This is a genomic window from Kribbella sp. NPDC003557, assembly GCF_040610805.1.
Taxonomy (GTDB): domain Bacteria; phylum Actinomycetota; class Actinomycetes; order Propionibacteriales; family Kribbellaceae; genus Kribbella.
In genome coordinates, this window is the sequence record NZ_JBEXMY010000006.1 from 710,810 (window position 1) to 735,075 (window position 24,266).

General features: G+C 66.2%; 17 protein-coding genes. 4 read left to right on the plus strand and 13 right to left on the minus strand.

Translation table 11 applies throughout. The features are described from left to right. Nucleotides 1–15: 15 nt before the first annotated feature. The 7 genes from ABZW60_RS28140 to ABZW60_RS28170 form a co-directional block, all read right to left on the minus strand. Nucleotides 16–1,080, minus strand: coding sequence for an alginate lyase family protein (locus tag ABZW60_RS28140; protein WP_355481754.1), 1,065 nt, complete (start codon nt 1,078–1,080; stop codon nt 16–18). Beyond that, nucleotides 1,077–2,705: an extracellular solute-binding protein gene (locus ABZW60_RS28145; protein WP_355481756.1), complete on the minus strand. Its 1,629-nt coding sequence runs from the start codon at nt 2,703–2,705 to the stop codon at nt 1,077–1,079. The genes ABZW60_RS28140 and ABZW60_RS28145 overlap by 4 nt, the downstream gene beginning before the upstream one ends. A gap of 36 nt (nt 2,706–2,741) precedes the next feature. Beyond that, nucleotides 2,742–3,692, minus strand: coding sequence for a carbohydrate ABC transporter permease (locus tag ABZW60_RS28150; protein ID WP_355481759.1), 951 nt, complete (start codon nt 3,690–3,692; stop codon nt 2,742–2,744). Beyond that, nucleotides 3,689–4,675, minus strand: a complete 987-nt coding sequence (locus tag ABZW60_RS28155; protein WP_355481761.1) for an ABC transporter permease subunit — start codon at nt 4,673–4,675, stop codon at nt 3,689–3,691. The genes ABZW60_RS28150 and ABZW60_RS28155 overlap by 4 nt, the downstream gene beginning before the upstream one ends. Continuing rightward, nucleotides 4,675–5,919 carry a polysaccharide pyruvyl transferase family protein gene (locus ABZW60_RS28160; RefSeq protein WP_355481763.1) on the minus strand — a complete coding sequence of 415 codons (1,245 nt, stop codon included), beginning with the start codon at nt 5,917–5,919 and terminating at the stop codon, nt 4,675–4,677. Before ABZW60_RS28160 ends, ABZW60_RS28155 begins: the two co-directional genes overlap by 1 nt. A 139-nt stretch (nt 5,920–6,058) precedes the next feature. Next, nucleotides 6,059–7,072 (minus strand): LacI family DNA-binding transcriptional regulator, encoded by a 1,014-nt coding sequence (locus ABZW60_RS28165; RefSeq protein ID WP_355481765.1) that lies wholly within the window; start codon nt 7,070–7,072, stop codon nt 6,059–6,061. Between the two features lie 63 nt (nt 7,073–7,135). Continuing rightward, on the minus strand, nt 7,136–10,552 hold the full coding sequence (locus ABZW60_RS28170) for an alginate lyase family protein (protein WP_355481767.1): 3,417 nt from the start codon (nt 10,550–10,552) through the stop codon (nt 7,136–7,138). Nucleotides 10,553–10,646: 94 nt separating this feature from the next. On the opposite strand from ABZW60_RS28170, the gene ABZW60_RS28175 reads away from it, so the two are divergent. From ABZW60_RS28175 to ABZW60_RS28185, 3 genes are all read left to right on the plus strand, one after another. Continuing rightward, complete coding sequence (locus ABZW60_RS28175) at nt 10,647–11,645, plus strand: LacI family DNA-binding transcriptional regulator (protein ID WP_355481769.1); 999 nt, start codon at nt 10,647–10,649, stop codon at nt 11,643–11,645. Nucleotides 11,646–11,750: 105 nt separating this feature from the next. Beyond that, nucleotides 11,751–13,328, plus strand: a complete 1,578-nt coding sequence (locus ABZW60_RS28180; RefSeq protein WP_355481771.1) for a nucleotidyl transferase AbiEii/AbiGii toxin family protein — start codon at nt 11,751–11,753, stop codon at nt 13,326–13,328. Nucleotides 13,329–13,341: 13 nt separating this feature from the next. Then, complete coding sequence (locus ABZW60_RS28185; RefSeq protein WP_355481773.1) at nt 13,342–13,986, plus strand: hypothetical protein; 645 nt, start codon at nt 13,342–13,344, stop codon at nt 13,984–13,986. 233 nt (nt 13,987–14,219) lie between these two features. On the opposite strand, the gene ABZW60_RS28190 is transcribed toward ABZW60_RS28185, so the two are convergent. Then, a complete protein-coding gene (locus ABZW60_RS28190; protein WP_355481775.1) occupies nt 14,220–14,963 on the minus strand; it encodes a response regulator transcription factor in 744 nt (247 codons plus the stop codon). A gap of 147 nt (nt 14,964–15,110) precedes the next feature. Here ABZW60_RS28190 and ABZW60_RS28195 point away from each other — a divergent pair, with 147 nt between their 5' ends. Further along, a complete protein-coding gene (locus tag ABZW60_RS28195) occupies nt 15,111–15,437 on the plus strand; it encodes a hypothetical protein (protein WP_355481777.1) in 327 nt (108 codons plus the stop codon). 480 nt (nt 15,438–15,917) lie between these two features. Here ABZW60_RS28195 and ABZW60_RS28200 read toward each other — a convergent pair whose 3' ends face one another. From ABZW60_RS28200 to ABZW60_RS28220, 5 genes are all read right to left on the minus strand, one after another. Then, a complete protein-coding gene (locus ABZW60_RS28200) occupies nt 15,918–16,070 on the minus strand; it encodes an acyl-CoA dehydrogenase family protein (protein WP_355481779.1) in 153 nt (50 codons plus the stop codon). A 168-nt stretch (nt 16,071–16,238) separates the two neighbouring features. Next, complete coding sequence (locus ABZW60_RS28205; protein WP_355481781.1) at nt 16,239–16,988, minus strand: hypothetical protein; 750 nt, start codon at nt 16,986–16,988, stop codon at nt 16,239–16,241. Nucleotides 16,989–17,387: 399 nt separating this feature from the next. After that, complete coding sequence (locus ABZW60_RS28210) at nt 17,388–18,386, minus strand: FRG domain-containing protein (RefSeq protein WP_355481783.1); 999 nt, start codon at nt 18,384–18,386, stop codon at nt 17,388–17,390. Between the two features lie 818 nt (nt 18,387–19,204). After that, complete coding sequence (locus tag ABZW60_RS28215; RefSeq protein ID WP_355481785.1) at nt 19,205–21,808, minus strand: S8 family peptidase; 2,604 nt, start codon at nt 21,806–21,808, stop codon at nt 19,205–19,207. Further along, complete coding sequence (locus ABZW60_RS28220; RefSeq protein ID WP_355481787.1) at nt 21,805–22,761, minus strand: ATP-binding protein; 957 nt, start codon at nt 22,759–22,761, stop codon at nt 21,805–21,807. The genes ABZW60_RS28215 and ABZW60_RS28220 overlap by 4 nt, the downstream gene beginning before the upstream one ends. Nucleotides 22,762–24,266: the final 1,505 nt, after the last annotated feature.

Genomic DNA, 24,266 nt, shown 5'->3' on the forward strand with positions numbered 1-24,266 from the left:
TTCGTTCGCTGATGCTCAGGTCGGGGTGTGTTCGATGGCTGCGGTTGACGGGATCTCAGGGGCGGGCAGGTCCTGCCTTCGCAGGTTCTCCGCGAACGCTTTGAGGCTCGGGGTCCGATAGACGGCGGCGGCTTCGTCGGCGAGCCACAGGGCGGTGCGGTCGAGGTCCGGGAGCACCCGGGGCCAGATCCATCGGCGGTCGTCGTCGGCGTGGCCAGCCCAGAAGTGGAACGCGTCGCGCAGACTGCCGTGGCCGGGTTCGGCGGGCGCGTTCCAGAGGTCGCGACCTTCGGCAGCTGCGACTCGGCAGCAGACGGCGAAGGCGCGTAGACAGTAGATGGTGTAGAGCAACGAGTCGGGACGGGCCAGTTCTCTCGGGAGCGCGCCGCCGGGCGCGATGTGGCGCAGCCGGATGCCGAACCGGTCGAGGATCTCGGTGAGCGCGGTCCGATCATCGGCGAACTGCAGATAGCGCAGCACCTGTGCGTCCCACCAGACTCCGTGGTTGTTGGTCATCAGTTCTTCCTGCCGGCCGAGTTCGCTCGACCGCATCCAGCCGGCCAGCTCGGCGAACCAGCCCTGGAGGTCCGGGAGGCCGTCGGTGAACCATCCGGCCTTCACCAGCAGGTCGACGTGATCCAGGAGGTCGGTCAGCAGCGTCGCCTCGATCTGCCCGATCGCCGCACCGTCGTGCCGACCGGGCAGCGCGGCAGCGTGAGCGAAGTGGGGGCGCATCGCCGTCGCCGGGTCCAGGAACCAGCGTTCGAGACGTTCGACCGCGGCGTCGGCGTAGCGCTTGTCGCCGGTACGGAGGTGGGCTTGCACCAGGGTGTTGACAGCCGCGACCGTCTGCCGGAACCGCCGTTTGTCGTAGCGATCGCTCCAGGCGTCCGGGTTCCGCCGACCGTCGACCCTGATGTACGGCAGACCGTCGGCTGTCTCCGGATTCGGCCAGGAGTAGTTGCCGACCGAGTAGTAGTCGTGGGCGTCTCCGGCCCAGTCCGACGGCTCCCGGTCGAGAATGGAATACGGCCGCCCGGCCAGGAACTCGTCGGCCTGGGTCATCAGCTGACGGCTCATTTAGGTCCCGCCTCCGAGAAGGCCTGTTGGTACTCGTCCCGGATCTTGTCGCCGCCGCCGCTGCGCCACTTGCTCACGGCCGCCTTCCAGCTCGATACCGGTGCGCGGCCGGCCAGGATGCCGTTCCGCGCATCGGTCAGGTCCTTGCCCAGCTGCAAACCTTTGGCCGCATCGGTCTGGGAATACAGGCCCTGGGTCGGGTCAGGGGCGAGAATCGGCAACGCGGCTTCCTGGTAGTCGAAGCGGGCCTGGGCGACGTCGCGCCGGCCCGGGTCGTAGATGGCCTGGGTCGGTCCGCAGACGTACCCGAACGGCACCAGCCGCAGATTCTGGCCGCGTGAGTTCACGATCGGGTCCTTGCCCTCGAACTTGAACGTCTGGCCCTCGATCCCGAAGCTCCGCAGGAGGTACTCGGACGAGCCGAACGGCGCGGCGAGCCAGTCGAGCACCCGGAGCACCTCGCGGACCCGGTCCGGTTCGGCCTGGGTGACCGCGGTGAACGCCTGTGCTGCGCTTCCTCGCGGATGCAGGGGCTTGCTGGACGCGTCGTATCCGAACACCCCCAGAGACCCGAGCTTGAAGCCCGGCACCTCGGCGCCCCACATCTCGTACTTGCTCCAGCCGGCGTACCCGCCGAAGACGATCGGGGTGGTCCCGTTGGTGAACCAGTCATTGCGTTGGTTGTTGGACGCCACCAGGCCGTCCGGGTGGAAGACGCCGGCGTCGGCCAGCTCGCGGGTGTCGGCCAGCGCCTTCTCGTACGCCTCGAGCTCGATGTTCGAGGTGAACTTCCCACCCTCCTCGATCCAGTTGCCGGGGATTCCGAGGGCAGCGGTGATCATGGTCAGGGTGCCGCCCGGATCTCCACAGGCCCACCGTGACTTGCGCTCGTTGGTCAGCCCCTTCAACAGTGCCTTGAACTCACCGATGTCCTTGGGCTGCGCGGGCAGTCCGGTACCGGCGACGAGGTCGGCGCGGATCCAGGCGACGCCCGGGATCGGTACCCGGGCGATCGGCACTCCCCACAGAGCGTTGCCGTACACCGTCTTGCGCCACGAGTCGGTCGAGAGCCCCGCCAGGTTCGGATAGTCCTTCACCGCATCGCCCGACAAGTACTCGGTCAGGTCGGTGAACTTTGCCTTCAGCAACGCGGGCAGCTGCTGCACCGAGCCGTAGATCGACACCAGGTCGGGCAGATCTCCGCCGGCCACGGTGGTCGCGAACCGTTGCGCGTAGTCGGCCGCCGGCGCGTACGTGATGTCGAGCTTTCCACCGAGTCGCTTGTCGACCTCCTGCCACAGCGGATTGTCGGACTTGCCGGGCGCCACCGGGTCGAAGGTGTAGGTGAGTGCGGAGATCTGGCCACCTGACAACGGCGGCTTACTGACCGCCGCGACGGGATTCGCCGGGTACTCGAAGTACCCGCTCATGCCCAGCGGGTTCGCGCTCTTCAGCGCGGGTTCGGCGTTCCCGGCCTGGGCGAACGTCGGGAGAATGTCCGCTCCGATCCGGCCGGAGGTTCCCGTCGAGGTCTTGGCGGAGCAGCCGAGGGCTGATCCGGCGGCACCGGCGACGGCTGCCGCGGACAGCCCTTTGAGCAACGTACGGCGCGAAAGCGCATCCATGGTTACGGTCCCTCCTCATGGCGGGCGTCCGGTCGATCAGCCTTTGACGGCGCCGATCAGAAGTCCCTTGCTGAAGTGCTTCTGGATGAATGGGTAGATGATCAGGATCGGGATGACGGACATGACCAGAATCGCCATCTGGATCGATGCCTGGGGTGGCAGCGACTCGGTCGACGCCGAGAGTTCGTCCGTGCCGAGCGGCGTCTGGTTCACGACGAACGTTCGCAGGACCAGCTGCAGCGGCCACTTCTCCGGCGACGGCAGGTAGAGCAGGGCGGAGAAGAACGCGTTCCAGTAGGCGACGGCGTAGAACAAGCCGACCACCGCGACGACGGCCTTCGAGAGCGGTAGGACGATGAAGGCGAGGATCCGGAGCTCGCCGGCCCCGTCGAGCTTCGCCGACTCGGTCAGCTCGGCGGGCAGCTCGAGGAAGAAGGACCGCATCACGATCACGTTGAAGGCATTGACCACCACCGGCAGGATCAACGCCGCCAGGTTGTCGATCAGGCCGAGCTGCTTGACGATCAGGTACATCGGGATCATGCCCGGATTGAACAAGAGCGTGAACAGTGTCATCAGCAGAATCGGCTTGTGCAACAGCGATCCCGGCCGCGACAGGGCGTACGCGAGCATGATGGTGCAGGCCAGCGACAAGACGGTACCCACAGCGGTGACCACGACCGACACGCTGAGGGCCCGGGTCACCACTCCTCCCGACAGAACGGCCCGGTACGCCGCGAGCGACGGCTCGCTGGTGAACAGGACAAGTCCACCGCGCGCGCTGATATCGCGTTGCGGGGCCAGACTCGTCATCACGACGGCGACGAACGGCACGATCACCGCGAGGCAGGCGACGGTCAGCAGTACGCCGCGCGCCGCGGTCGCCCAGCGCGGCTGCCGTCCCATCCAGGCGGGCCGCTCGTCCGACGCCGATCGCTGGTTGCGTCGAGCGCGGCGCTCAGCGGGGGTCTCCAGCAGTCCCGTCATTTCGAGTACACCCCCCGCTCCCCCATCGCATGTGCGAGCCGGTTCGCCCCGAGTACGAGGACCACACCGACAACGCCCTTCACCAGGCCGACCGCGGCCGAGACACCCCAGTTCCCGCCGATGATCCCGTTGTTGTAGACGTAGGTGTCGAGCACTTCGGAAGCCTGCGCGCCGACCGGCCCCTGCTGCAGGAGGATCTGCTCGAAACCGACCGTGAGCGAATCACCCAGCCGCAGGATCAGCAGCAGGACGATCACGGGCCGGATCGCGGGCAGCGTGACGTGCCACAGCTGCCGCAGCGGGCCGGCCCGGTCGATCGCCGCCGCCTCGTACAGGTTCAGGTCGACCTTGGACAGCGCGGCCAGGAAGATGATGGTCGACCATCCGGTGTCCTTCCAGATCACCTGCGACGTGATCAGCAGCTTGAACAGCTCCGGTACGCCGATGATCTGGAAGGTTCCCAGGTCCGCGGAACGCAGCCACTCGTTCAGCATTCCGCCGTTGCCGAACATCTGCTGGAACAGCGCCACCACGATGACCCAGGACAGGAAGTGCGGCAGGTAGAGGATCGACTGCGCCAGCCGCTTGGCTCGTTCGTTCAGCATCGAGTTGAGGACCAGGGCCAGCGCGATCGGCAGCGGGAACACGAACAGCACCTGGACCATCGTGATGATCAACGTGTTCACGAGGGCGTTCAGGAACTCCGGGTCACCGTCGAAGATGACGGAGAAGTTGCTCAGGCCAACGAAATCTGACCCGCTGATGCCGAGGAACGGCTGGTAGTCCTGGAAGGCGATCACGTTGCCCAGCAGCGGCAGGTAGTGGAACAGCACCAGGACGACCACGCCGGGTATCGCGAGCAGGAGCAGCACCCGGTCCCGGTGCCATCGGGTCGCGAGCTGCCCGCGGGGGCGAGGCTCGCGGACGGCAGGCGCGCCGGGAGCTGCGTCGGCCCCCGGCCGCACCTTGATCCCCGACGACATCAGGAGATCCTGCTGCCGACCGCTGCGACGGCGGTCTCGACCATCCCCCGCACGCGCTCCTGCGCGCCGTCCCGCGCCTGCCGCGTGACCTCGGCGGCGGCCGGCCGGTCATCGGCGATCTTCTGCAGGAGTTGCCCGGCCGCAGCGTCGGCCCCAGGTCCCAGCTCGACGAACGGCAGGCCGAGATCGTTGTACATCTGGCCCTTGATCGTGTCGGTCGGCTGACGCAGGTAGACCGACGGAACACCTTCCGCCAACGCGATCAGCGGTGAGTGGCACTCCATGCTCACGACCGCGCCGGCTCGCCGGTACACCGCGGCCGCCTCGGTCAGGTCCCAGAACCGCGGCAGGATGTGGACCAGGTCGGCCACGTCGGCAGGGAATGTCCCCGCGAACTCGGCCTCGGCGACCTCCATCGCGTAGCTCATCTCCGGCACGACGAGCGCCGGCTCGCCGGTGGATCGCACCCAACCGATCACGGCCTGCCGCAGAACATCCAGGTCGGACTTCAGATAGCCCGCGTTGTAGGCCGACCGGCGAAGGTCCTCGGCCGCGGGCGGATAGTTCCGGATCTGGTGGTACGGCGTGAAGCGCAGCCGCGGCACGACGCACAGGAACCGGCCGGCGTTCAGCCCGTACTCCGCGAGGACCGCCTGGCCGTCGCCGTCGTCGACCACGTCGAACATCACGGTGGCGTCCGGACCGAACGCGATCGTGGGCGCCGCGAGGTTCTGGCCGGTGAGGAACCGCTCGGTCAGCGAGTCCCGGCAGTACACGAACGCGGCGGAGTCGAGCACCTCACGCTCGCGCTCGGTGAGCAGGTCACCGTCGATCGCGTTGACCATGCTCGCCGCCCGGTCGAGCGTCGAGAAGTACGGGCGGAGCGGGTCCACCGTCACACCGAAGAAGCCGTGCGGCTTTCCGGTCAGCCGCCGCCATTCGGCGACTTCCGCCTGGCCGACCAGCGAGGGTCCCGACCCGTGGACGAGAAGGTCGCCTTCGGCAAACATCCGCTCCAGCGCGGGGCTGAGCTGCTCGCCGGGCACGACCCGGTCCTCGATGACCTCGACATCCGGGAAGTACCGGGCCAGCATCCGCCGTACGCTCTCGTCGATGCTGCGGGCCCACAGCGTCAGCTTCACCTCCGGTGCGTAGCGCTGAAACGCTCGGAGTGCGCCCGGCGTGTGGGCGACGTCGCCGATGTTGACGGTTTGCCAGCCGGAGACGAGAACGACGTGAACCATGCGCGATTTCCTGTCCAGCCCAGCCCGAGCAGCGGTGGGCCTACGGTCGATTCGGGGCTACTGCGAGCATCATGCCGATGATTCATCGGTTAATCAAGACCCGTGGGACCTCGACGGCGGGCCCAGGGCAGGTCGGAGCTCAGCGGGCGTACGGCGCGGTCGATCCTCGATCGATCAGTTTCGGCGCCGGCCGCGTCACCTGAGCGGACTGGACGCGGCGGCCGTCGATCATCCGGCGCAGTGTCGTGTAGGCGCGCATTCCGGCTTGCTGCACAGGCATCCGGACCGTGCTCGGCGCCGGCCGCATGGAGTCCGCCGCGGGCAGGTCCTGGTACACGACGATCGACAGGTCGTCGGGGATCCGCAGGCCGAGATCGAGAATCGCCGCGATCGCTCCCGACGCCGCGACGATGTTGTCGACGATCAGCGCGGACGGCGGCCGGGCCGAGCCGAGGAGCCCGCGCGTCGCGGTCGCCAGGTCGGGCGGCTCGTAGCCGACCTGCTTGATCAGTGACCGGTCGAAACGCACACCCGCTGCGCGCAACGCCGAGCGGTAGCCGTCGACCCGGGCGCTACTGGCGATCGGGACGAGCGGGCCGCCGACCAGTGCGATGCGGCGGTGCCCGAGACCCAGCAGGTGCGACGTGGCCAGTCCGATCCCGGCCGCGTCGTCGATCCACACCGACACGGAGTCGTCAGGTCGCGGGTTCTGCAGGATCACGTACGGGATGGACCGCTTGGTGAGTTCCTCGGCGGTCTCGTTGCCCCACTGGGTGGACCGCAACAACACCCCGTCGACCATGCCGGTGCCGACGATCCGGCTCATCAGATGGCTGCCCGGCTCGATCCACAGTGCGTCGGCCAGCAACAGCACGTCACCGTGTTCCTCGGCGGCCGCATGCATGCCACGAATCGCCAGCTCGAAGACCGGGTTCGCGATCTTCGGCACCACCGCTGCGATCACGCCCGATCTGGACAGTCGCAGCGACTGCGCGGCGTGGTTCACGCGATAGCCCGTGTCCCGGATCGCCTGCTCGACGCGCAGCCGGGTCGCCTCGCTCATCCGGACGTTGCCGCGAGCCCCGGAGATCGCCGCGGAAACCACGGCCGTCGACACCCCGGCCCGCTTCGCGACGTCCTTGATCGTGGTCATGCCGCCAGCGTAACCGCACCCGCCCTGGACACCATCAGGAACACTTGGACGGGTGCGGTTTCGCTAGCAGGAGCGTGCGACAGCGACGTTTTCGAACGTGCTCTCCGTGGATGCGTAGAGCCCGACGCCGCCGTTCCGGACAACGGTGTCGCGACCCTCCAAGATCTGAACGCCGTTCAACGTGACGGTGATGCGGTCACCGTGGATCGCTGCACCAAGTTCGACGGGACCTGTCAATGGGTTGCTGAGGGATACCGTGCCCACCGTGACCGGACCTGACGCGTGAGCCTCGCGGACGATGCTCGCGTACTGCGTTCTGCTGCTCGTCTTGCCGATGTGGATCCGGTACCCATAGGCGTCCGAGGTGTCTCGCAGCGAGATGCCTGCGGTGCCGACGGATCCATTGATCGTGACCGTGGCCCGCGCGGCATAGTCGCACGTGTCGGAGAACCGTGACGGCAGCGTCGAGTCGGCCAGTACGTGCGCCCTGCCATCGGTAGGCGTGAGCTTCAACTGACCCGAGCTGACGGACGCCTTTCCTGCGATACCCCGCCAATTGGCCTGGTCGAGCCCTTCCTTGATCGTGATGTTGTCAAAGGCTGCGGCCCGGCCGTTCGTGACGGCGGCGGCACCACCCGTCGGCAATTGCGAGTCGTCCGCGGAGACCGACGTGCTGCCGACTGTGGCGGTCAGATGCTTCCCGACCGCGGAGACGGTCAGCGTGTGTGCGCTGTCTGCGGTGATGGGCAGCTCTGTCTCCGCGAGAAGCGTAGATGTCGCGTTGTAGACCTTCACGAGCTGCAGCTTCGCGCCGCCCGATGTCTTGAGAACGTCGGCCCGGTAGTAGTTGCGGGAATCGTGGTAGCGGAACGCCAGACCGGTCGATGCCGTCGTCTGGTCTCCTGTCCCCGGAACGATGTCGGCGGTCACGACCACGTCATCCGGGACGTCCTGCTGCACCGCCAACGACTGCGTGTCCGTACCCGAGGTCTGCACCAGCTGCTTGTCAGACTCCGCGCCACCCAGCGTCCAGGTGCCCTGCACCGGCGTCCAGCCGTCAAGGGAGCCGTTGAAGTCATAGACGGTGCTGTCCAGGCTCGCGTCGGTGAACGTCTCGTTGAGCAACGGCTTCGGGGCGAAGGCCGCCTTGGCGGAGACGGTGACGAGGTTGCCGGTGCGGGTGAACGCGGTCGGGGTGCCGTTGATCTTCACCGCGCGTGCCTTCGGCGCGTAGATCGAGAGGGTGCCGGTGAAGGGGTCCCCGAGCGAGATCCGGGCGGTAGCGCCCAGCAGTTCCACACTGACGTCGGACACAACTCCGGAGGCTTTGATGACGGTGTCCGCGTCGTCGACCAGCGACGATCCCCGGGTCAGCGCGTACCGCGTCAGCCCGCCTTTGTCGGCACGCTCGAGGTACGCGGTCTCGGCGTCGGTCGCGGCCTCCCCGAACTGCCGCGGCGAGGGAATCGCCTCGCGCGACAGGTAGAAGCGGCCGGTCGCTTTCGGCAGGTCGATCTCCATCGCGCTGGCCACGGAGTGATCGACCTGGGGCAGATCGATGCGCGACGCCTTGACCGACGGCGCGGCGCCGGCCTTGCCGGGAACTACGACCGTGTCCACTCCTGTGGCGCCGGTGGCGGACCAGTCGTACGACAGGTAGTCGACGTCGGTGAGAACCTGCTCGCCCACGCGTACGGCGCCGTTCTTGTGGACGCTCGACGTGAGATCGGCGCCGGGTCGGGCCACCGGGACGAGCTGCACGCCGGCCACCGGTGGAGCGCCGGGCACGGTGTCGAACCCGATCGTGGCGACGTTCGTGTCCGGGTCGACGGTGACCGGATCGCCGGGGAAGTGCCAGAGTTGCCGGTAGTCGTGCGCGCCGGTGTCACCCGTGAGGTCGTCGGAGACCACCCAGAAGCCGGGCTTGACGAAATAGACGACGCGATCGTGCGCGATCGGCCGGTACGCCTGCGTCTTACCGCGATAGATGTCGAGGCCGGCGTTCGAGCGCCACAGCGACGTCGAGCGGGGCAGGCCGGCGGGCTGCGGTTGCCCGTCGACCTCGACGGTGTTGTGCGCCTCGGTCGTGCGGCGCATCCAGTCGTTCGTCGGGGTCGCGCTGTAGTCCCCCGCTCCAGGGTCGACGATCAGCGGACGCCCGTACGCCGCCATCACCAGGCTGAGGTCGTCGGGATGCCGATGCGAGGCCGTGTAGCTGGAGTTCTGGTTGTTGATCAGCATGTACCGGGCATCGGCGTCCCATCCGGACCGCTGGACCGCATAGCTGATCGGGAACACCGTGGACGACAGCGTCGGGACGGTCCCCTCGGTGCGCCCGGAGGCGACCCAGGTGAAGTCGGACCAGGAGTTACGCTCGCCGGTCTTCCGGATCGCGCTCGTGCCGGCGTCCGTGTTCGGGGAGTCGCCGACGAGCGCGGGCTCGAGATTCGGCTGACGGGTCGCGAACAGCGCATCCGCGATCCAATCCGCTGACTGCACGATCCCGTCGGGAAGGGTTCGCCCGTTGGCCTCTGCAACTCCGATCATCGTGTTGATCAGATCCGCCACGTAGGCCTGATAGTTGAACGTCGGCTCGCGGTACACGCCGTCGCCCTTCACCCAGGCGCGTAGGAACCGCTCGACAGAGCGCACCACGAACGGCTCCCAGACGAAGGACGCCCTGAACTCGGGCAGATAGACCGCCGAGACGTAGATCGCGCGGGCCATCGAGACATACCAGTTGTTTCCGACATGGATCTGCAGCACGCTCGCGAGGAGCTCCGTCGTCGCGTGCACGCCGGACAGGTACGCCACCAGGTCGTTCGCGTCGATGCTCGGCTCCGTCCGGAACACGGAGAACGCGCTGACGAGCTGGGCCAGCCGCTTGCCACCCGACAGGTTGCGGTTCTGCGGCCAGCTCGGGTTGTCGGCGAAGAAGTCCAGTGAGATGTCCATCCACGCCGACGCGTACGCCGCACGCTTCTGCGGGTCGCTCTCCTTCAGATAAGCGCTCGTCAGCGTCGACATGAACGCGAAGTCACTCATCAGGACCTGCGCGCTCCCCGGGGCGGTCTCCGTCCCGCCCCAGAGGTCCGCCCAGTCCACGTCGATCCGCTGCGCGGCATCGTCGTAGAAGTCACGCGTCACGGTGCCGAACCGGAAGATCCCCGCCGCCAATTCGTCGGCGGTCGCATCGCCGCCTCCTTCCCCGCCCGTACCCGGGTACTCGATGCCCGAGCGGCCCGCGTAGTAGGCCTTGAGCTCGGCCGCGGCGCCCGCCTCGTCGCCGTCGGCAAGCTCCGCCGCCACGCGGGCGAGCCCCGGGCGCGTCAGATCGAGCAGCTGACCGAGATCCGACATGTCGCTCGTGGCGGCCCGGGCCGGCGACAGCCCCGTCACCGTCAGAGCCAGGGCGACTGTCGTCGCGACCCACGCATGGGCACGGCGGCGAGTGCTCCGCCGCAGAAGTCTTCGTTGCATCCCAGCTCCTCGAGGATCCTTAGGTGACGTATCGTTAATTCACCGTAGAGTTGATAGCGACGTTACGTCAACGGCTCGAGGGAGGCGCGCAAGCGTGACAACGCAACGGGACATCGCCCGCACAGCGGGGGTATCGGTCGCGGTGGTGTCCGCCGTCATCAACGGCACCGCCCATACCCGGATGAGCGAGGCCACCCGTGCCCGGGTCATCCAGGCGATGGAGAGCCTCGACTACCAGCCCAACCAGGCGGCCCGGTCCCTGCGGCTCAACCGCACCGGCATGATCGCGCTGATCCTCCACAAGCTCGACAATCCCGTCTACGCCGACCTGCTGCGCGGCGTCTACGGAGCCGCGGCCGAGCGCGGCGACACAGTCCTGCTCGGCGACGCCGAGATGATGCGCTCAGGCAGCCAGTTCGTCACCCGGCTGCTCAGCCAGGGCACTGTCGACGGCATCCTGATCCGGGATGACTCGCTGTTCGACGACAAGGTGCTCGCCGAACTGCGCTCCCATCCCAAGCCGATCCTCAGCCTGGACTACGCCCAGGACCACCCGTGGGTCGGCATCGACGACTGCCGCGCGGGCGAGATCGCGACCCGGTTCCTGCTCAACCTGCGCCATCGCCGGATCGTCTTCATCGGTGGGGCGACCGGGCACGCGTTCCAGCAGCGCTACCTCGGCTACCAGCAGGAGATGCGGCAGGCCGGCCTGGAACCGGCGCCGCACCTGGCTACCGGCTTCGGCGAGCAGGCCGGCGCCGACGGGCTGCGCCAGGCGCTGCAACTGCCGGCCGCGCCGACCGCGGTCGTGGTGAACAACATCATGGGCGCCGTCGGAGTACTGGCCGCCGCCCGCGACCTCGGCATCTCCGTCCCCGACCAGCTGTCCGTGGTCGGGATCCACGACGTAGGCCTGATGGAACACCTACGCCCAGCCGTGACCGCTGTCCGGATGCCCATGTACGAGCTCGGCCAGGCCGGTGTCCACGCCCTGTACGAGCTGATGGCGGGCCGCCCCAGCACCAACGGCATCATCACCGGCCCCGACCCCGAACTCATCGTCCGCGACTCGGCAACCACCAATCCGACGTAACGTTATGTCCTTGCAGGGCCTACTTTCCCTGCCGAGCTGCACGTTCGGCGGCAACTGACGAAGCTGAGGAGTTGGTTGCCTCCCGTCGAGTGACACGATGTCCGGGTGCGTGACATCGCCGGCGACTTCGAGATCCACCTGACGACCACAAGGTCGGGCGTCATCGTCGACCGGACCGGCGGCGAGCTCCGGGTGATCAGGTGGACCTCCGACGATGTCGCCGCGTTCGCGGCGCGCCACGAGCTGAAGTTCAGCGACATCGTGCTCGACCGCGGACAGTCGCCCGAGCAGCCGATGGTGACTGTGCGGGCGAGCGGCACGCTCGAGGAAGTCGAGCGGGTAAGCCGCGAGTGGAGCGACCGGATGCAGGCGGAACACTTCTCCGTAGTTAGGGTCAAGGTCGAGGCGGCGCCTTGGAACGACGGTGTGCCCGAGCAGGACGCGGACGCAGTCGCGGGCCGCTACTTCGAGCATCACGTGAAGCTGCTGCTGCCCGACGCCGGAGCCGGGACGCTCGTTGCGCTCACCCGGCTGCTCCAACCGCACGAGGCGAGGTTGTCTCGGAACGCCCGCCGGCAGCGCGACGACGGCCGGCACGAGCGGTTTGCCACTCAGCGCTGTCACCGGGCCGGGAGGAACACCGCCAAGGCACGGCTCGATCGCCTGTTGGTTGCGCTGCGCGGCTACGAGATTCTGGAGATCGAAGAGGAATACGTCGTCCTCGACAGCCTGCTCAGTCTGGATAGCGGATGGCTGGAGGAAGTAGGGCAGCACACCAACCCGTACGAAGACAGCGCCCGGCGGGCGCCCGCTGGACAACCGGACTATCCGGCGACCTACCTGCCCTTGCCTGAGACCTCGGTGCAGCAGCGGGCCGCCTTCGACCCGGCGCTCAAGCAGTATCCGCACGCCTACCGGGCCGGTCAGCCGACCTTCGACGACCCAGAGTTGGCGGCGCGCTGGCGGTCCACGCGGCGAGCGGCGATCGATCACCTACTGCGCTTGATCGCCGCTTCGGACTGGGCCGGCAAACTCGTACTGCGCGGCAGTGTGGCCCTCCGCGAGTGGTTCGGCGAACAGGCCCGCGAGCCGGGCGACCTCGACTTCGTCGTCCAACCGGCCAGCGTCGGCTTCGACAGCCCAGAAGGACTGCGCTTGCTCGACGACATGATCGCCGCGGTAGCAGCCGACCCCGGACCCGGCCTTCAGCCCGCCAAGGTGGCCCGCGACGAGATCTGGACCTACGAGCGCGTCCCCGGTCGTCGGCTGGTCTTTCCGTACGAACACGAAGGCCTGACCGGTTCGGTGCAGCTCGACTTCGTCTACAACGAAGAACTGCCCATGAAGCCGGAGCGCCTGCCGATAGGCGACGCCTGGCTCCCAACAGCCGGCCCAGAACTCTCACTGGCCTGGAAACTCCTCTGGCTGGAATCCGACGCCTACCCCCAGGGCAAGGACCTGTACGACGCTGTGTTGCTGGCCGAGTCGACCGACATCTCCCCCACGCTGATCCGGACCGTGCTCGCCGCCGAGCACGGCAGCCAGGGCTTCGGGCCGACCACCGTTCTCGGGTGGGACGTCGACTGGCAGAACTTCCTGGACGAATACCCCACCATCGAAGGCGACGCCGAATCATGGAAGCAGCGCCTGGCCCTGGCGCTGGAGCGCTCCTACTCCGCCTGACATACTCCGGCGCGTGAGCTATGACTTCGCGATCTGGGAGAGCGACGCATCCACCGGCGCTGCGGCTACCTTCGAAGAGCTGTTCACTCGGTACCTCGAGGTCGACCTGGTTGCGCCGACCCCAAGGATCCACGCGTACTCCGAAGCCCTCGCCGCCCAGTTCCCGGACGACGAGAGCGAGGACGCCCCCTGGGCAGCGGGCGGTCCGAGCAGCAATTGTTCGGGCCCGATCCTGTACGTCGCGGTCAGCTACAGCCGGGCCAACGAGGTCGAAGTAGTCGCGAAACGACTCGCACAAGAACACAACCTGATCTTCTTCGACCCTCAGAAGGCGCCTGTCAACGACGGTGAGCTGACCATCACCACCTCGCACGGGACTGTAGCCCTACCCGACCACTGGATGTCCTTCCTATCGCAGGAACTACGCAACTTCGACGGCTACGTAGTCGTGGACAGCGGCCAGGACCATGTCTTCGCCCAAGCACGCAACGACAACGGAACCCTCACCCTCGAATACCGCGACGGCTCACCGCAGCACCACTACCAGGTCCAGGGCGTCGACCTCAGCGACGTCGCAGAAGCCCTCTCCCAGTGGGCCGACAACCGCCGCGACTTCATCAACAAACACCCCTGGGACCGCCTGACCCTCTGGGACTGACCACTCCGAGGTTCGCTGTTCCATCCCGCCACGCCACCAACCGCATCTCCGAGATCGCCTGCCGGTGAGCATGCGTGCCGGGCGAGCCGGCGACCTCGACCAAGCAACGGCCGAGCCGCGGCATCTGGAGACACGAACCACAGGTGTGGCCCATCCCGGAACTGACAATTTTCGGCCGCACGGCAATCATCGACGCGCGCCGCTGAGGCCGGGGGGCGCCGCCCATTGATTGGCTATTCCAGCCCGGCGGTGCTCATCCTCGTCACGGCTGCGGTGCGGCTCGTTACGCCGAGCCGCTCGTAGATGTGGTTGAGATGCGTACGTACCGTTCCCTCGGACAGCCGCATCCGGTGGGCGATCTGGGTGTTCGTGTAGCCCTGGGCCACGTACTGCAGCAGTTCGAGCTGACGTGCGGTCAGTGCTGCTGGTGCCTGCCGGCGCCGCTCGGCGGCGCGGAAGGCGGCGATCAGGTGCGGCCGCAGCAGGGTCAGCAGGAGCCGGTCACGCTCGTCGAAGTCGCGGCCTGGGCCGCGCCACAGGTAGATCCGCGTCCTGTGGCCGGGCTCGTCGGGCAGGTACGTCATCAACGCCCGGGCACGTCCGAACCCGTAGTCGATGCTCATCGGGCTGGCCCACCATTGGCGGTCGGAGACGAAGTCGCTCAGCTTCGTCACGCCGGCGATGTCGCCGGTGCGGTCGGCGTAGTTGCAGGCGTCTGCCGACCGGTACAACTCCCAGTAGTGCGGGTCCGGCGGGTCTGCGCCGATTTCAACCTCCTGGGTCTCACCCAGAGCTTGCTCGAGGACGAACGCTTCCACAGCGGGCTGGAATCGGCAGAGCTTCATGGAGTCACTGTGGAACAGGTCGCGCAGGCATTTCATCAGCTCCCACGGCAGCGCAGGACCGGGATCGGCTTCGTTCAGGGCGAGCAGACCGCGCAGCGCATCCAAGTCCCGCCCGCTGATTCCGTCGGCCATGAGCGCCGCCTCCCGCTCGCGACGCTACGCCGTCGCCTCGTCAGGCGCTATACGCGACACCGCGTATTCCAGCGTGCCGACCGTCAAACCTAGCGTCGAAACCATAGCCCGGGCCTCGACCCCGGGCCTTCGTCCAGGAGGCTGGTCATGAACCACGCACACACAGCGATCGCGGTATCCGCACTCGCGCTGGCCACCGTCTCGCTCGGCGCAACCAACGCAGCAGCAACGCACCCTGGTGAGAACGGCGTCCTCCCTGGCCCGGCCGTACCCTACGACTGGCCGAACGAGGGAACCGGCTATCCCGGCTACGCAGACCAGCCATCGCCGTCGAGCACTGAGCCGAACCAGGGCTTGGACACCACCTCCGTCGCGCTCGGCACGCTGGCCGGCCTCGCACTCAGCGGAGTCGGACTCGGCATCGGACGAACCGTACAGGGACGCCGCGACCATGCCACGCTGCCCACACCGTGAGAGCTGTGCACGACTACGGACGGGCCGTACCGAAAGCCGACCGCGGCAAGCCCCCCCCCGTGATCGGCACCGCGTTCGTGCCTACCGTCGTCGACGGTCTCCGTTGCTGGCGCGTTCACGGCTGACCTTTCCAGTCGCACGGCGATAGCTAGGGCGGCAGCCGGGAGATGGTGCTTCGCTTCCAGTCGGCCGAAACGCGGCCAAGTCCCGAGCAGGCCCGCTGGTCATGCCAGTCGGCCCTCTCCACGTCGCGGCGTGTGCGTGAGTGGCCGGTCCGCTTTGTTATTGCGGTCGGCCGCCACCACGCTGGGGCCGCTCGCGAGCGCCAGCGACCTGAACGCGGGCGCTAGCCCCGCAACTCGCCGGCGCCAGCCGGCAACAGATGCTCCGGCGCATAGCCGGGGGTGGGTGGGTGGCGCGCGTAGCAGGTGCGGGAGGGAGCGGAGCGACCGGAGCACCTGCGTAGCACGCGGGGGCTTCTTACCTGATGCGCATGCCGGAGATCGCGCGGGCGATTACCAGGCGCTGGATTTCGCTGGTGCCTTCGAAGATGGTGTAGATCTGTTCCAGCGAGGCATGACGTTCCGCGCCGACCAGAGAATCCGCCTTCTGGCCTGCGGGTTTGTCTCTCATCGGTGATCAGTGCTGACGATCGTTTGTCAGCGTCTCACGGAGCTGTGACGGAGCACGGACTCGCGGGCAGCCCTCCCGAACGCGGCACTAATGCCGACCTCTGATCTGGGCCAGGAGCCCGGGCGGACTGTCCTCCGGACATGCAAGCGATACGGCCTGGCTGTCGAATCAGCCAGACTTGCCGGTGGCGCGCGCAATCAGGATCGCGATCACGATGATCACTCCGGCTCCGACCGCCATTCCACGCGCGAAGAACTGCCATCGCCGATCGTCAGCGACGTAGTAATGCACCTGCGGCTCGCTGCCAGAGCCAACCGATAGCGACCTGCTGATCTGCTCTGCGTCCTTGACCGCATCCGCCAGGTCGGTCGCAGCCGACTGTAACCCGAAGACGGTGTCGTCGTTGATCTTAGCTGTTGCGGCGTGGAGCATTCCTGCGGTGTCCTCAAGGTTTGTCAGCATCCTCGCCGACCGCTCCAGCGATTCGACCGCGTCCAAGTCCAGTCTCGGCCGGTCGAACACCTCAGCGACCATCGACCGCAACATTCGTGCGGTGTTGGCGCTGATGTCCTCAACCCGCGCGATCGCATCGAGGATGTCCTCTTTAGCATCAGTAACAACGTCGGTGAATACTTGCTGCAGGTCGCGCGCGTCCGAAACCTGAACCTCGACCAGGTCCGCGGCTGCATCACCCTCGCGGGCTCGCTTCCATGCGTGCAGTACGGCCTTCGGATAGGCGTGTTCGTACGCCTTGCTGTCTACCCGGATGTGATGTGCCTGGCATAGCAGCAACAAGTTCCCGAAGTTGTTGCGATGAGCAACTGACATCTGCTGCTCGAACCGGGGCCCTCTTTCGTCGAGGGCGCAGATGTGCGCGATCTGGACGTTGATGCTCGGTTCGCCATCGATGAACCGCATCACCTGCTCCGGGCACCTCGGGGCATAACAGTGGCCTCGGCTCAGCATGAACAAGGCCGCGCGCACAGCAGCCCTGTAGTTCCGTGCCGGGCTCACCACCGACGCCCCAACCCGCCTCGACGCACATCGGTCACCGATGCCCTCCCCATTGGTTCCGTGCTCGGCCCCCAGTCTCCCGGCACGCGGGGCGATTAGCCAGTCATCACGCGCGCCGCACCGTGGTCGATGCCACTGCACCCCGTATCACCTACCTGACTCGCACCCTGAACATCGCTCGGTCGGCCGGGGCAGGCGCCGACCTTCGGAGACGACTCGAAGTACGTGTAAAACTTGTTCTGATCCTGCGAGCCATCAGCCGATGACTGCCGAGGCTATGTTGCGGTCGGAGGAATTGGCCTGTCAATAACCGGGCCCATAGATGTCTATCTGACCAACCGCTTCACGAGCGGGCACATGCGCTGATGCTCGAATCATTCGGCGGTATCCAACATCAACCGATGGCGGTGGGAACAACGCAAACGGACTGAGCAATAGACTAGACCCCAGCCAATCAAGCGCGTCCGGCAGTGGGATACGCAGCGCCCCCAGTCGAAGATTGAAATAGTCGTCGTCGTGTGGTCTAACGAGCAAGCCATGCTGCGCGTGCGGTCTCAGGTAAAAAGATGGCACAGCTTCGCGAAGATCAACTATACGCCCACGGTCCGGTACGCGAACTAGTCCAGGAGCTACTGTCTTCCGAGCACCTGGTAGGCCAACTGTAATGACGTACACATAGGGGTCCCCGCCATCATGGAGGGTGCGACGTACAGGATGACGATAACCTTCGACTCCACCGAACGAATGGCATGCAAACCACAGCGCAATCCAGAGATTGTCGACGACATCTATCCACCGCGTCTTCACCCCGTAGTGCTGAAGAAGCGGTTCTGCGGCGTATCGCGGGACTCCGCCACTCAGAAGTCGTATTTCATTATGGCCAGCACCACTCAGCCGTTCGATACAATCTCCGGCCTTATGCCCCGAATGCGAACAGGTCCACGGACTGGTCGTCGCAACCAGTCTCGCGATTTGGGCCGCCCGCTGATTGCCTGGTCGAGCTCCGCGGAACAAGGACGGCAGCATGGAGTCATACAGGTGGGTTTGACCCCGCAGATATGTTAGGCCCTCGGTGTGAAATTTGAGATAACCAACGGCTTGCACTAGCGACGGCAATTCATCCACCGTCAATACCGGAACACCGTCGATCACGGACACCGCATCTGGTCTTCGGCGATCAACGTTGGCGAGATACTCCGGACCTATCCACGGGCCGTTCACTGGAGGAGCCTTCAGACGGTTGTTGAGCCAGAGCATCGAAGTCCTCCCAAGATGTCGAACGGAGCCTTCCCCACGCTGCATAGAATCTCACGAGGACTCACAGTCTCGTGAGTGACGCGCCTCCTCGCAGGAGCCGTCGCCGGCATCCGAAACCCACGAGGTCACGAGATTGATCCCGGGGACACCCGCGACGAGGCCATTAGGTCCTAGCCCTCGCATCACTCCAGCTGCTAGGCAGTCGCCCAGAGGCTGTTCCTTTCTGGTTATCACGCAGCCTGATGCCTCTGGCCGTCTGACCTCCCAGCGCGCCCTATCGCCAATCGCATCCGCTGGGCAGCGTCGACACACTCGAGTCGACACCGACGAGGAGCATCGCCCTGGCCGACGGATCAACATCAACGATTGTGCAGTACCTGGCACACTCGGCACGAGATCACTCACTCATCCCGGCCGGCCGTCACCACGGGGCGGTCGGGTGCGCGCGTAGCGCGCAGGGCGCCGGCGGCAGCAGGCAAGGATGGACCGGCGGCAGCCGGAGGGGGTGGGAGCGGGCGTAGCAGGCGCGTCGAGGAGCGGAGCGACGAGGGAAGCGCTGCGCAGCACGCGTGGGACGTACTCCTGATCCGCATCCCGGAGATGGCTCGGGCGATGATCAGGCGCTGGATCTCCAACCTACCCTCGAAAATCGTGTAGATCTTCTACAGCGTGACGGCGACCTCAGCGTGGCGACGCCGGTTGGGCTCTGACCTGCGATTTTGATTGTCATCGATGACCAACGGCGACCAGGGTTTGTCAGTGTCTCACGGAGCTGTGACGGAGCAGGAGCTTGCCTGCAGCAACGGTCTGAATCGGTCGGTCTACGGCTCGCTCGTCGGGAGTATGGCTAGCGAAGGTGGAAGTCAGGGCCGAAGACGCGGGCGGATGCGTGCCTGTGCCTGGAGGCGGGTCCTGATCTCGGCATGAATGGTCTGCGACGTCGAGACCTTGGTCTCGACCGAAACCACGAGGCCGTAACGGACCCGGACACCGCGCTTCAGACGTTGCGCATCGTCCATGCACTCGACGTGGATCGGCAGCGATTCTCCGTCGGAGAACGTGAGGGCTCGGGTGCCGTCGATGATCTCGTGCTGACAGCTGCCACGCCGTACGGCGTTGACGTCGGCATCTATCCGGGTGCCGCCGGCTGCCCGGTCATCGAGCTTCTCGAAGAAGACCTTCGTCCCGCGATACCTGGTCAATTGCCCAGACGTCGGTGCCTGGTACGCCAGGGTCACAGTGAACCGGTGCCATTCCGCCTTTGCCTGCAGCGAGATCGGGAACGGCACGTGGTGTGTCTGCCGTTCATCGCGGCCGATGGAACCTGCCGCGATGAGAAGTGCCCGGTTCGGCGCGGCCGTTCCCAGACGGGCGACATCAAGCCCGCCATATCCAAGCAGGGCAGTCAGTTCGCGCCGAGCCTGCTGGCTGTCTATGCTGACGATCGGCTGCAACGCCCGACGCCGATCTGCCCAACTGCTTGCGTGTATCAGGAGGGCGCGAGCCAGGATCGGGTGGTACAGCGCGTCTGGATACGGTTCGTCGTCCGCGTCGTCTGCGCCCCGCTCCAGCAGGTCGAACAAGCGGCTGGCCTCACGGGTTACGAGCGCGGTGGCGTTGCTGGTGCCGTAGCTGTAGGTCGAAGCGGTTATCTCACCACCTCGCCCTGGCGCAGCCACTCTGTGCCCTGGTCCTTGCCGGCTGGTCGGCGCCAGTTCAAGGACAACGTCCTCGTCTGTCGCCCCCGGCGCGGGACGCACATACAGCGCCCGTCCGCCGTCGTGGTAGAGGTCGGGCTTAATCGATCGACCGACGCCGGGCCCGACCGCGCCGTACAACGCCGGTGCGCCCGGATCGACAAGATCCCAGACGGTGTCGGTGACCTGCACGTTGCCCGCACCGTCCGCGTGCAGCGCGCCCACGGTGACAGCATTCATGGCATCACCGGGTGGCAGAATCCGGCGCAACCGGCTGCTCTCCTTTACGGCCTTCATGGCCGCGACTTTGGCCTGTGCCGGATCGCCTGCCGACGCTGCGGGGATCCTGATGGGCCCCTGGTGGTTCCCGGCACTGATGAGGAACAACAGGTTGTACTCAACCGCCAACCAGTCGATCAGACGGCCGAGCGGACTCATCCGTCGAACCAGCGAGCGCGATTCAGCTCCGATCGACAGATTGACGATCCGAACGCTCGGCGCGGCTGGTGGTTGGTTGTTATCGCCATGAACGATGCGCCGGACCGCACGGTGCAACAGGTCCGTCAGCAGTTGATCGTCGACCACCCGCTCGGCGCCGGGCGCGAGCTGATGTGGCCCAAGGATCGGCCGCACGTACAGCGGCCGATCCAGAACGGATCCCGACTCGGACAGGTCGCCGTGGAGAACGAGCGACGCCATAGCCGTTCCGTGATGCCTGGACGCAACCGGATAGTTCGCACCGAGGTTGTCCGGATCGTCGATGATAAGCCGATCGGAAAGCATGACGTGGTTCGCCATCGGCAGGCCGTCGAGCAGGGCGATGCGCGGCTGCCCGGACGACGGAGCCGACGGCCTCAGGCTGATGTCCGTCGACGGCTCGGCCGACGGCACCGACACCGACATCGGTGTGAACGGACTGACGAACATGATCTCGTCTGCGTTAAGCAGGTCGATCGCGTCGGCGCCGTTCTGGAGGACTGATTGGACCTGCTGGACAGGGAGTTCGACCAGCAACGCGTGATAGCCGATCTCGCCAATCTGTGCCTGGTTCTTGATCGTTCCCCTGGCCGCGGCCACCAACTCCACGATGCTTGCTTCCGCCGCACGGCGCTGAGCTGCGTCACGTCGGTACCACAGCTCGATCTCGACCATTACCGGGCTGAACGTCTGCCCGGCGACCTCAAGCCGCTCCCGCCACTCCTCGAGCAGCCCGGTTTCCCGGATCCGATCGACCGGTCCCCAGGGCCGGATGGCCAACAGTTGTTCGAAGGCTCTCTTAAACCGAGCGAGGCCGTGGGCGAAGGCGATTCCGGGATCAGCCTGCCACTGCTGGAATAGCGTGACCAGCTGAGCCGCGGCCTTCGCGTTCGACATGACGAGGTACAGCGAGTGTCCGACCAGCTGGTCGGAGCGATCCCCGTTGGAGTTCATGTGGAAGTCGTCGTCGGGCTCCAGGTCAGCGTCAAGGAGCTCCGACAGGAACTCCAGACCCTGGATCTTGTCGATCGCGTTACGAAACTCTACGACGCTCCCCGCCAGATCGAAGACCAGCACCAGCTCCGGATCGACCTCGTCAGCGGCCTCTGACGAGAGCGTCGCGCGTCTGGCGTCGAAAGCGTCGACGAGCGCGCTGAACTGCGAGGATAAGCGTTGCCCTTGCTTAGATGCACCAGGACCCGCGACACGCGGGACAGGTCGTGGCTGCTGAGTGGCGCGCTGCCCCGGGACCGCGGGTCCCAAAGCCAGCATGGGGCGGGGATTGTCAGTCATAGGCCAGCCTGCGCCTGCCAGTTCTCAAGGCGTTCGCGGACTATCTGTCGGAGGTCTGCATCGGGCTGATCTAGCACCGCGCGGCGACGGATATCGAGCGCGAACTCCTCGAGTTCGGCGAAGCTGGCACCCGCGAGCTTGTCAGCGAGTGTCCGCGGCGCGTAGCCGAGGTCGCCACCGAATCGAGCCGCCAGCCGCTCCAAGAATCGGGTCGCCTGAGCACGGCTCGGCAGCCCGAGCTCCGCTCGAACCTGGAAGCGTCGCCAGGCTGCGCGATCGAGGAGTTCGCTGTGATTAGTGGCGCCGATCAGGACCACGTGCGACGGCAGCCTGTCGATCTGGAGCAGCAGCGTCGAGACCACCCGTTTGATCTCGCCTGTTTCATGCTCGTCGGCACGTTCCTTGGCCACCGTGTCCAACTCGTCGAAGAAGAGCACGCACCGACGGGTCCGGACGAACTCGAAGACGTGATCCAGGCGCGCCGCGGTCTCGCCGAGGAAGCTCGAAACCAACCCCTCGTATCGAATGATGTAAAAAGGCAGCATCAGGTCGGACGCTATCGCCTCTGCAACGCTCGTCTTGCCGTTGCCGGGCGGTCCTGACAGGAGCAGGCGGTTCCGCGGCTCGATGCCATAGCTACGCAGCAGCTCAGAGCGATTCTGCTCCTCGGTCAGCTCCGCCACGACTCGTCGCACCGGGAGCTCGAGCTCGAGTTCCTCTAGTCGTCGTGCGGGAACAATCTCATGGATGAGGTCTCTCACGCCGGCGGCGTGGTCATCGCGAGGCTTGCCCTGTCCGGTGGTCGTGATGAGCTCGGACAACCGGTCAGCAAGCAAGTGGTGCTGGTTCGCCCGCTCCTCGGCAATCAGAGCCTCAACCAGAACACGGAAACGCTCCCGGTCACCCCGCCTCTCCGCCTGAACGAGGTCCAGAAGCAGGTCCGAACGTGCCACGTCTGTCCCTCCACTCATCGGCCGTCTTTCGATCCTATCTGCCGTCATCGGCAGCGCATCCCGCCGCGCCGGGAGGTGTGTGGGGCAGAGCGATCACGACTGGACCGTCCGTCGGATCGACTCTTGGTTTCACATGGAGGCGACGAAACGCCGCGACGGACCCGACCAAGCTTCTCCACTCAAAGTGACAATCGGCCAACATCAGTAGCTGTGGGTGACGTCACCTGCAAGCATGACGGCCGCTTGACGTCCGATCTCGACGGGCGGGTGCCGTATCCGATGTACCTGGAGACGAGCGACGCAGATGCATTCGCTACGGCTCGAGGTCCGAGGCGCGATGCGAATTGGTGATGAGGGGGGAGCCGTCGATGCGCATGCCCTCATCCGCGCTTGATGGCTGAAGGTTACCGCGAAGTCCGCCAACAGCCGTGAAGCCAACTGGCTCGGCCTGACCGCGGGAGCCGAGGGGCCGGCTCTGCCCCTGTCGGGCAGAGCATCACCTGGCGCCAGGCACGAAGGCCAACGGCGGCGAACGTCCAGTGGCGACCACCGAGTGACTTGCGATCGAGCCCGCGACGCGCTCGTCATCTCCTCCCGGAGAGCGGCGAGCACCACCGGCAAATCAAGCCAGCAAGTCCTTCGGATGCCCCCGGAGGCCATCCAGGCGTCTGTTCGTAGACAGGATCCAGGCAGTCTGAACCGCATCGCGGACAGCGGTTCGATTCGGGAGATAGTAGGTCGATCATCCCGCCATGCTGAGCTGCACACCTAGCTAAGGTCCATTCGGGAGATGTGATAGACGCCACATCGCCTTCCCGCATGCGAAGTTGACATCAGGCTCGGCCCAACAGACTCGACCCGCACACCGTAGCCGACGTCTGGCCACGACGAATGCGCCACTCGCACACTTCACAGCGGGGAACTCGCCAAGTCCACCGTTGGCGCGATCCCCCAGTTGGGCGAACGTCTGGTCGCGAGCGGAGGTCACATAAATCACTGCGTGGAGTCGTCACCGCCATCGTGTCGGCGGCAGCGACGGCATTCGTCCAGCTGACCCAGGTCGTTGAGCTCGGCGGCACTGCCCCAGGTCAAGTTTCGCCTCGGTGCGTGTCCAACGCGAGGCGCATGCGGGCGTCTTGCGTCGGTCTCTGGTTTCCGGCGGCAGGATGCGGCTCGGGCTATGAGCGAGTAATCGAGTCGGATGGACCCGGAGGGAGACCTGGACGGAGCGCTCTGGCGGCCTCTGCATGGACTCGTCAACCATCGCGACGTGCGCATCCGGCCACCCACGGCGGCCCAGCTTTACCTGAGGGTTCAATCAATCGGCGTCTGTCCGAGTGATGTGCACACTCTCGACCCGCTGAACGACGCCAGCATCGCCGCCACACTTCTGGCATTCGAGGCGTGTCACTGAACCGTCCCGGGTTTGGTGCACCCTCGGTTATGTGTGGACGACCGGTCGGTCGTCTCGGGTTTGTGCATAGTAGTCGGCCTCGGCTTCGGCG

Excerpts from the sequence above, each read along its gene's own strand:
- ABZW60_RS28210 (WP_355481783.1), bottom strand. The coding sequence starts at position 18,386 with ATGCAGCGTGGGGAAGGCTCCGTTCGACATCTTGGGAGGACTTCGATG.
- ABZW60_RS28200 (WP_355481779.1), bottom strand. The coding sequence starts at position 16,070 with ATGAGAGACAAACCCGCAGGCCAGAAGGCGGATTCTCTGGTCGGCGCG.
- ABZW60_RS28155 (WP_355481761.1), bottom strand. The coding sequence starts at position 4,675 with ATGTCGTCGGGGATCAAGGTGCGGCCGGGGGCCGACGCAGCTCCCGGC.
- ABZW60_RS28170 (WP_355481767.1), bottom strand. The coding sequence starts at position 10,552 with ATGCAACGAAGACTTCTGCGGCGGAGCACTCGCCGCCGTGCCCATGCG.
- ABZW60_RS28145 (WP_355481756.1), bottom strand. The coding sequence starts at position 2,705 with ATGGATGCGCTTTCGCGCCGTACGTTGCTCAAAGGGCTGTCCGCGGCA.
- ABZW60_RS28190 (WP_355481775.1), bottom strand. The coding sequence starts at position 14,963 with ATGGCCGACGGAATCAGCGGGCGGGACTTGGATGCGCTGCGCGGTCTG.
- ABZW60_RS28160 (WP_355481763.1), bottom strand. The coding sequence starts at position 5,919 with ATGGTTCACGTCGTTCTCGTCTCCGGCTGGCAAACCGTCAACATCGGC.
- ABZW60_RS28165 (WP_355481765.1), bottom strand. The coding sequence starts at position 7,072 with ATGACCACGATCAAGGACGTCGCGAAGCGGGCCGGGGTGTCGACGGCC.
- ABZW60_RS28215 (WP_355481785.1), bottom strand. The coding sequence starts at position 21,808 with ATGACTGACAATCCCCGCCCCATGCTGGCTTTGGGACCCGCGGTCCCG.
- ABZW60_RS28205 (WP_355481781.1), bottom strand. The coding sequence starts at position 16,988 with ATGCGGTTCATCGATGGCGAACCGAGCATCAACGTCCAGATCGCGCAC.
- ABZW60_RS28195 (WP_355481777.1), top strand. The coding sequence starts at position 15,111 with ATGAACCACGCACACACAGCGATCGCGGTATCCGCACTCGCGCTGGCC.
- ABZW60_RS28140 (WP_355481754.1), bottom strand. The coding sequence starts at position 1,080 with ATGAGCCGTCAGCTGATGACCCAGGCCGACGAGTTCCTGGCCGGGCGG.
- ABZW60_RS28150 (WP_355481759.1), bottom strand. The coding sequence starts at position 3,692 with ATGACGGGACTGCTGGAGACCCCCGCTGAGCGCCGCGCTCGACGCAAC.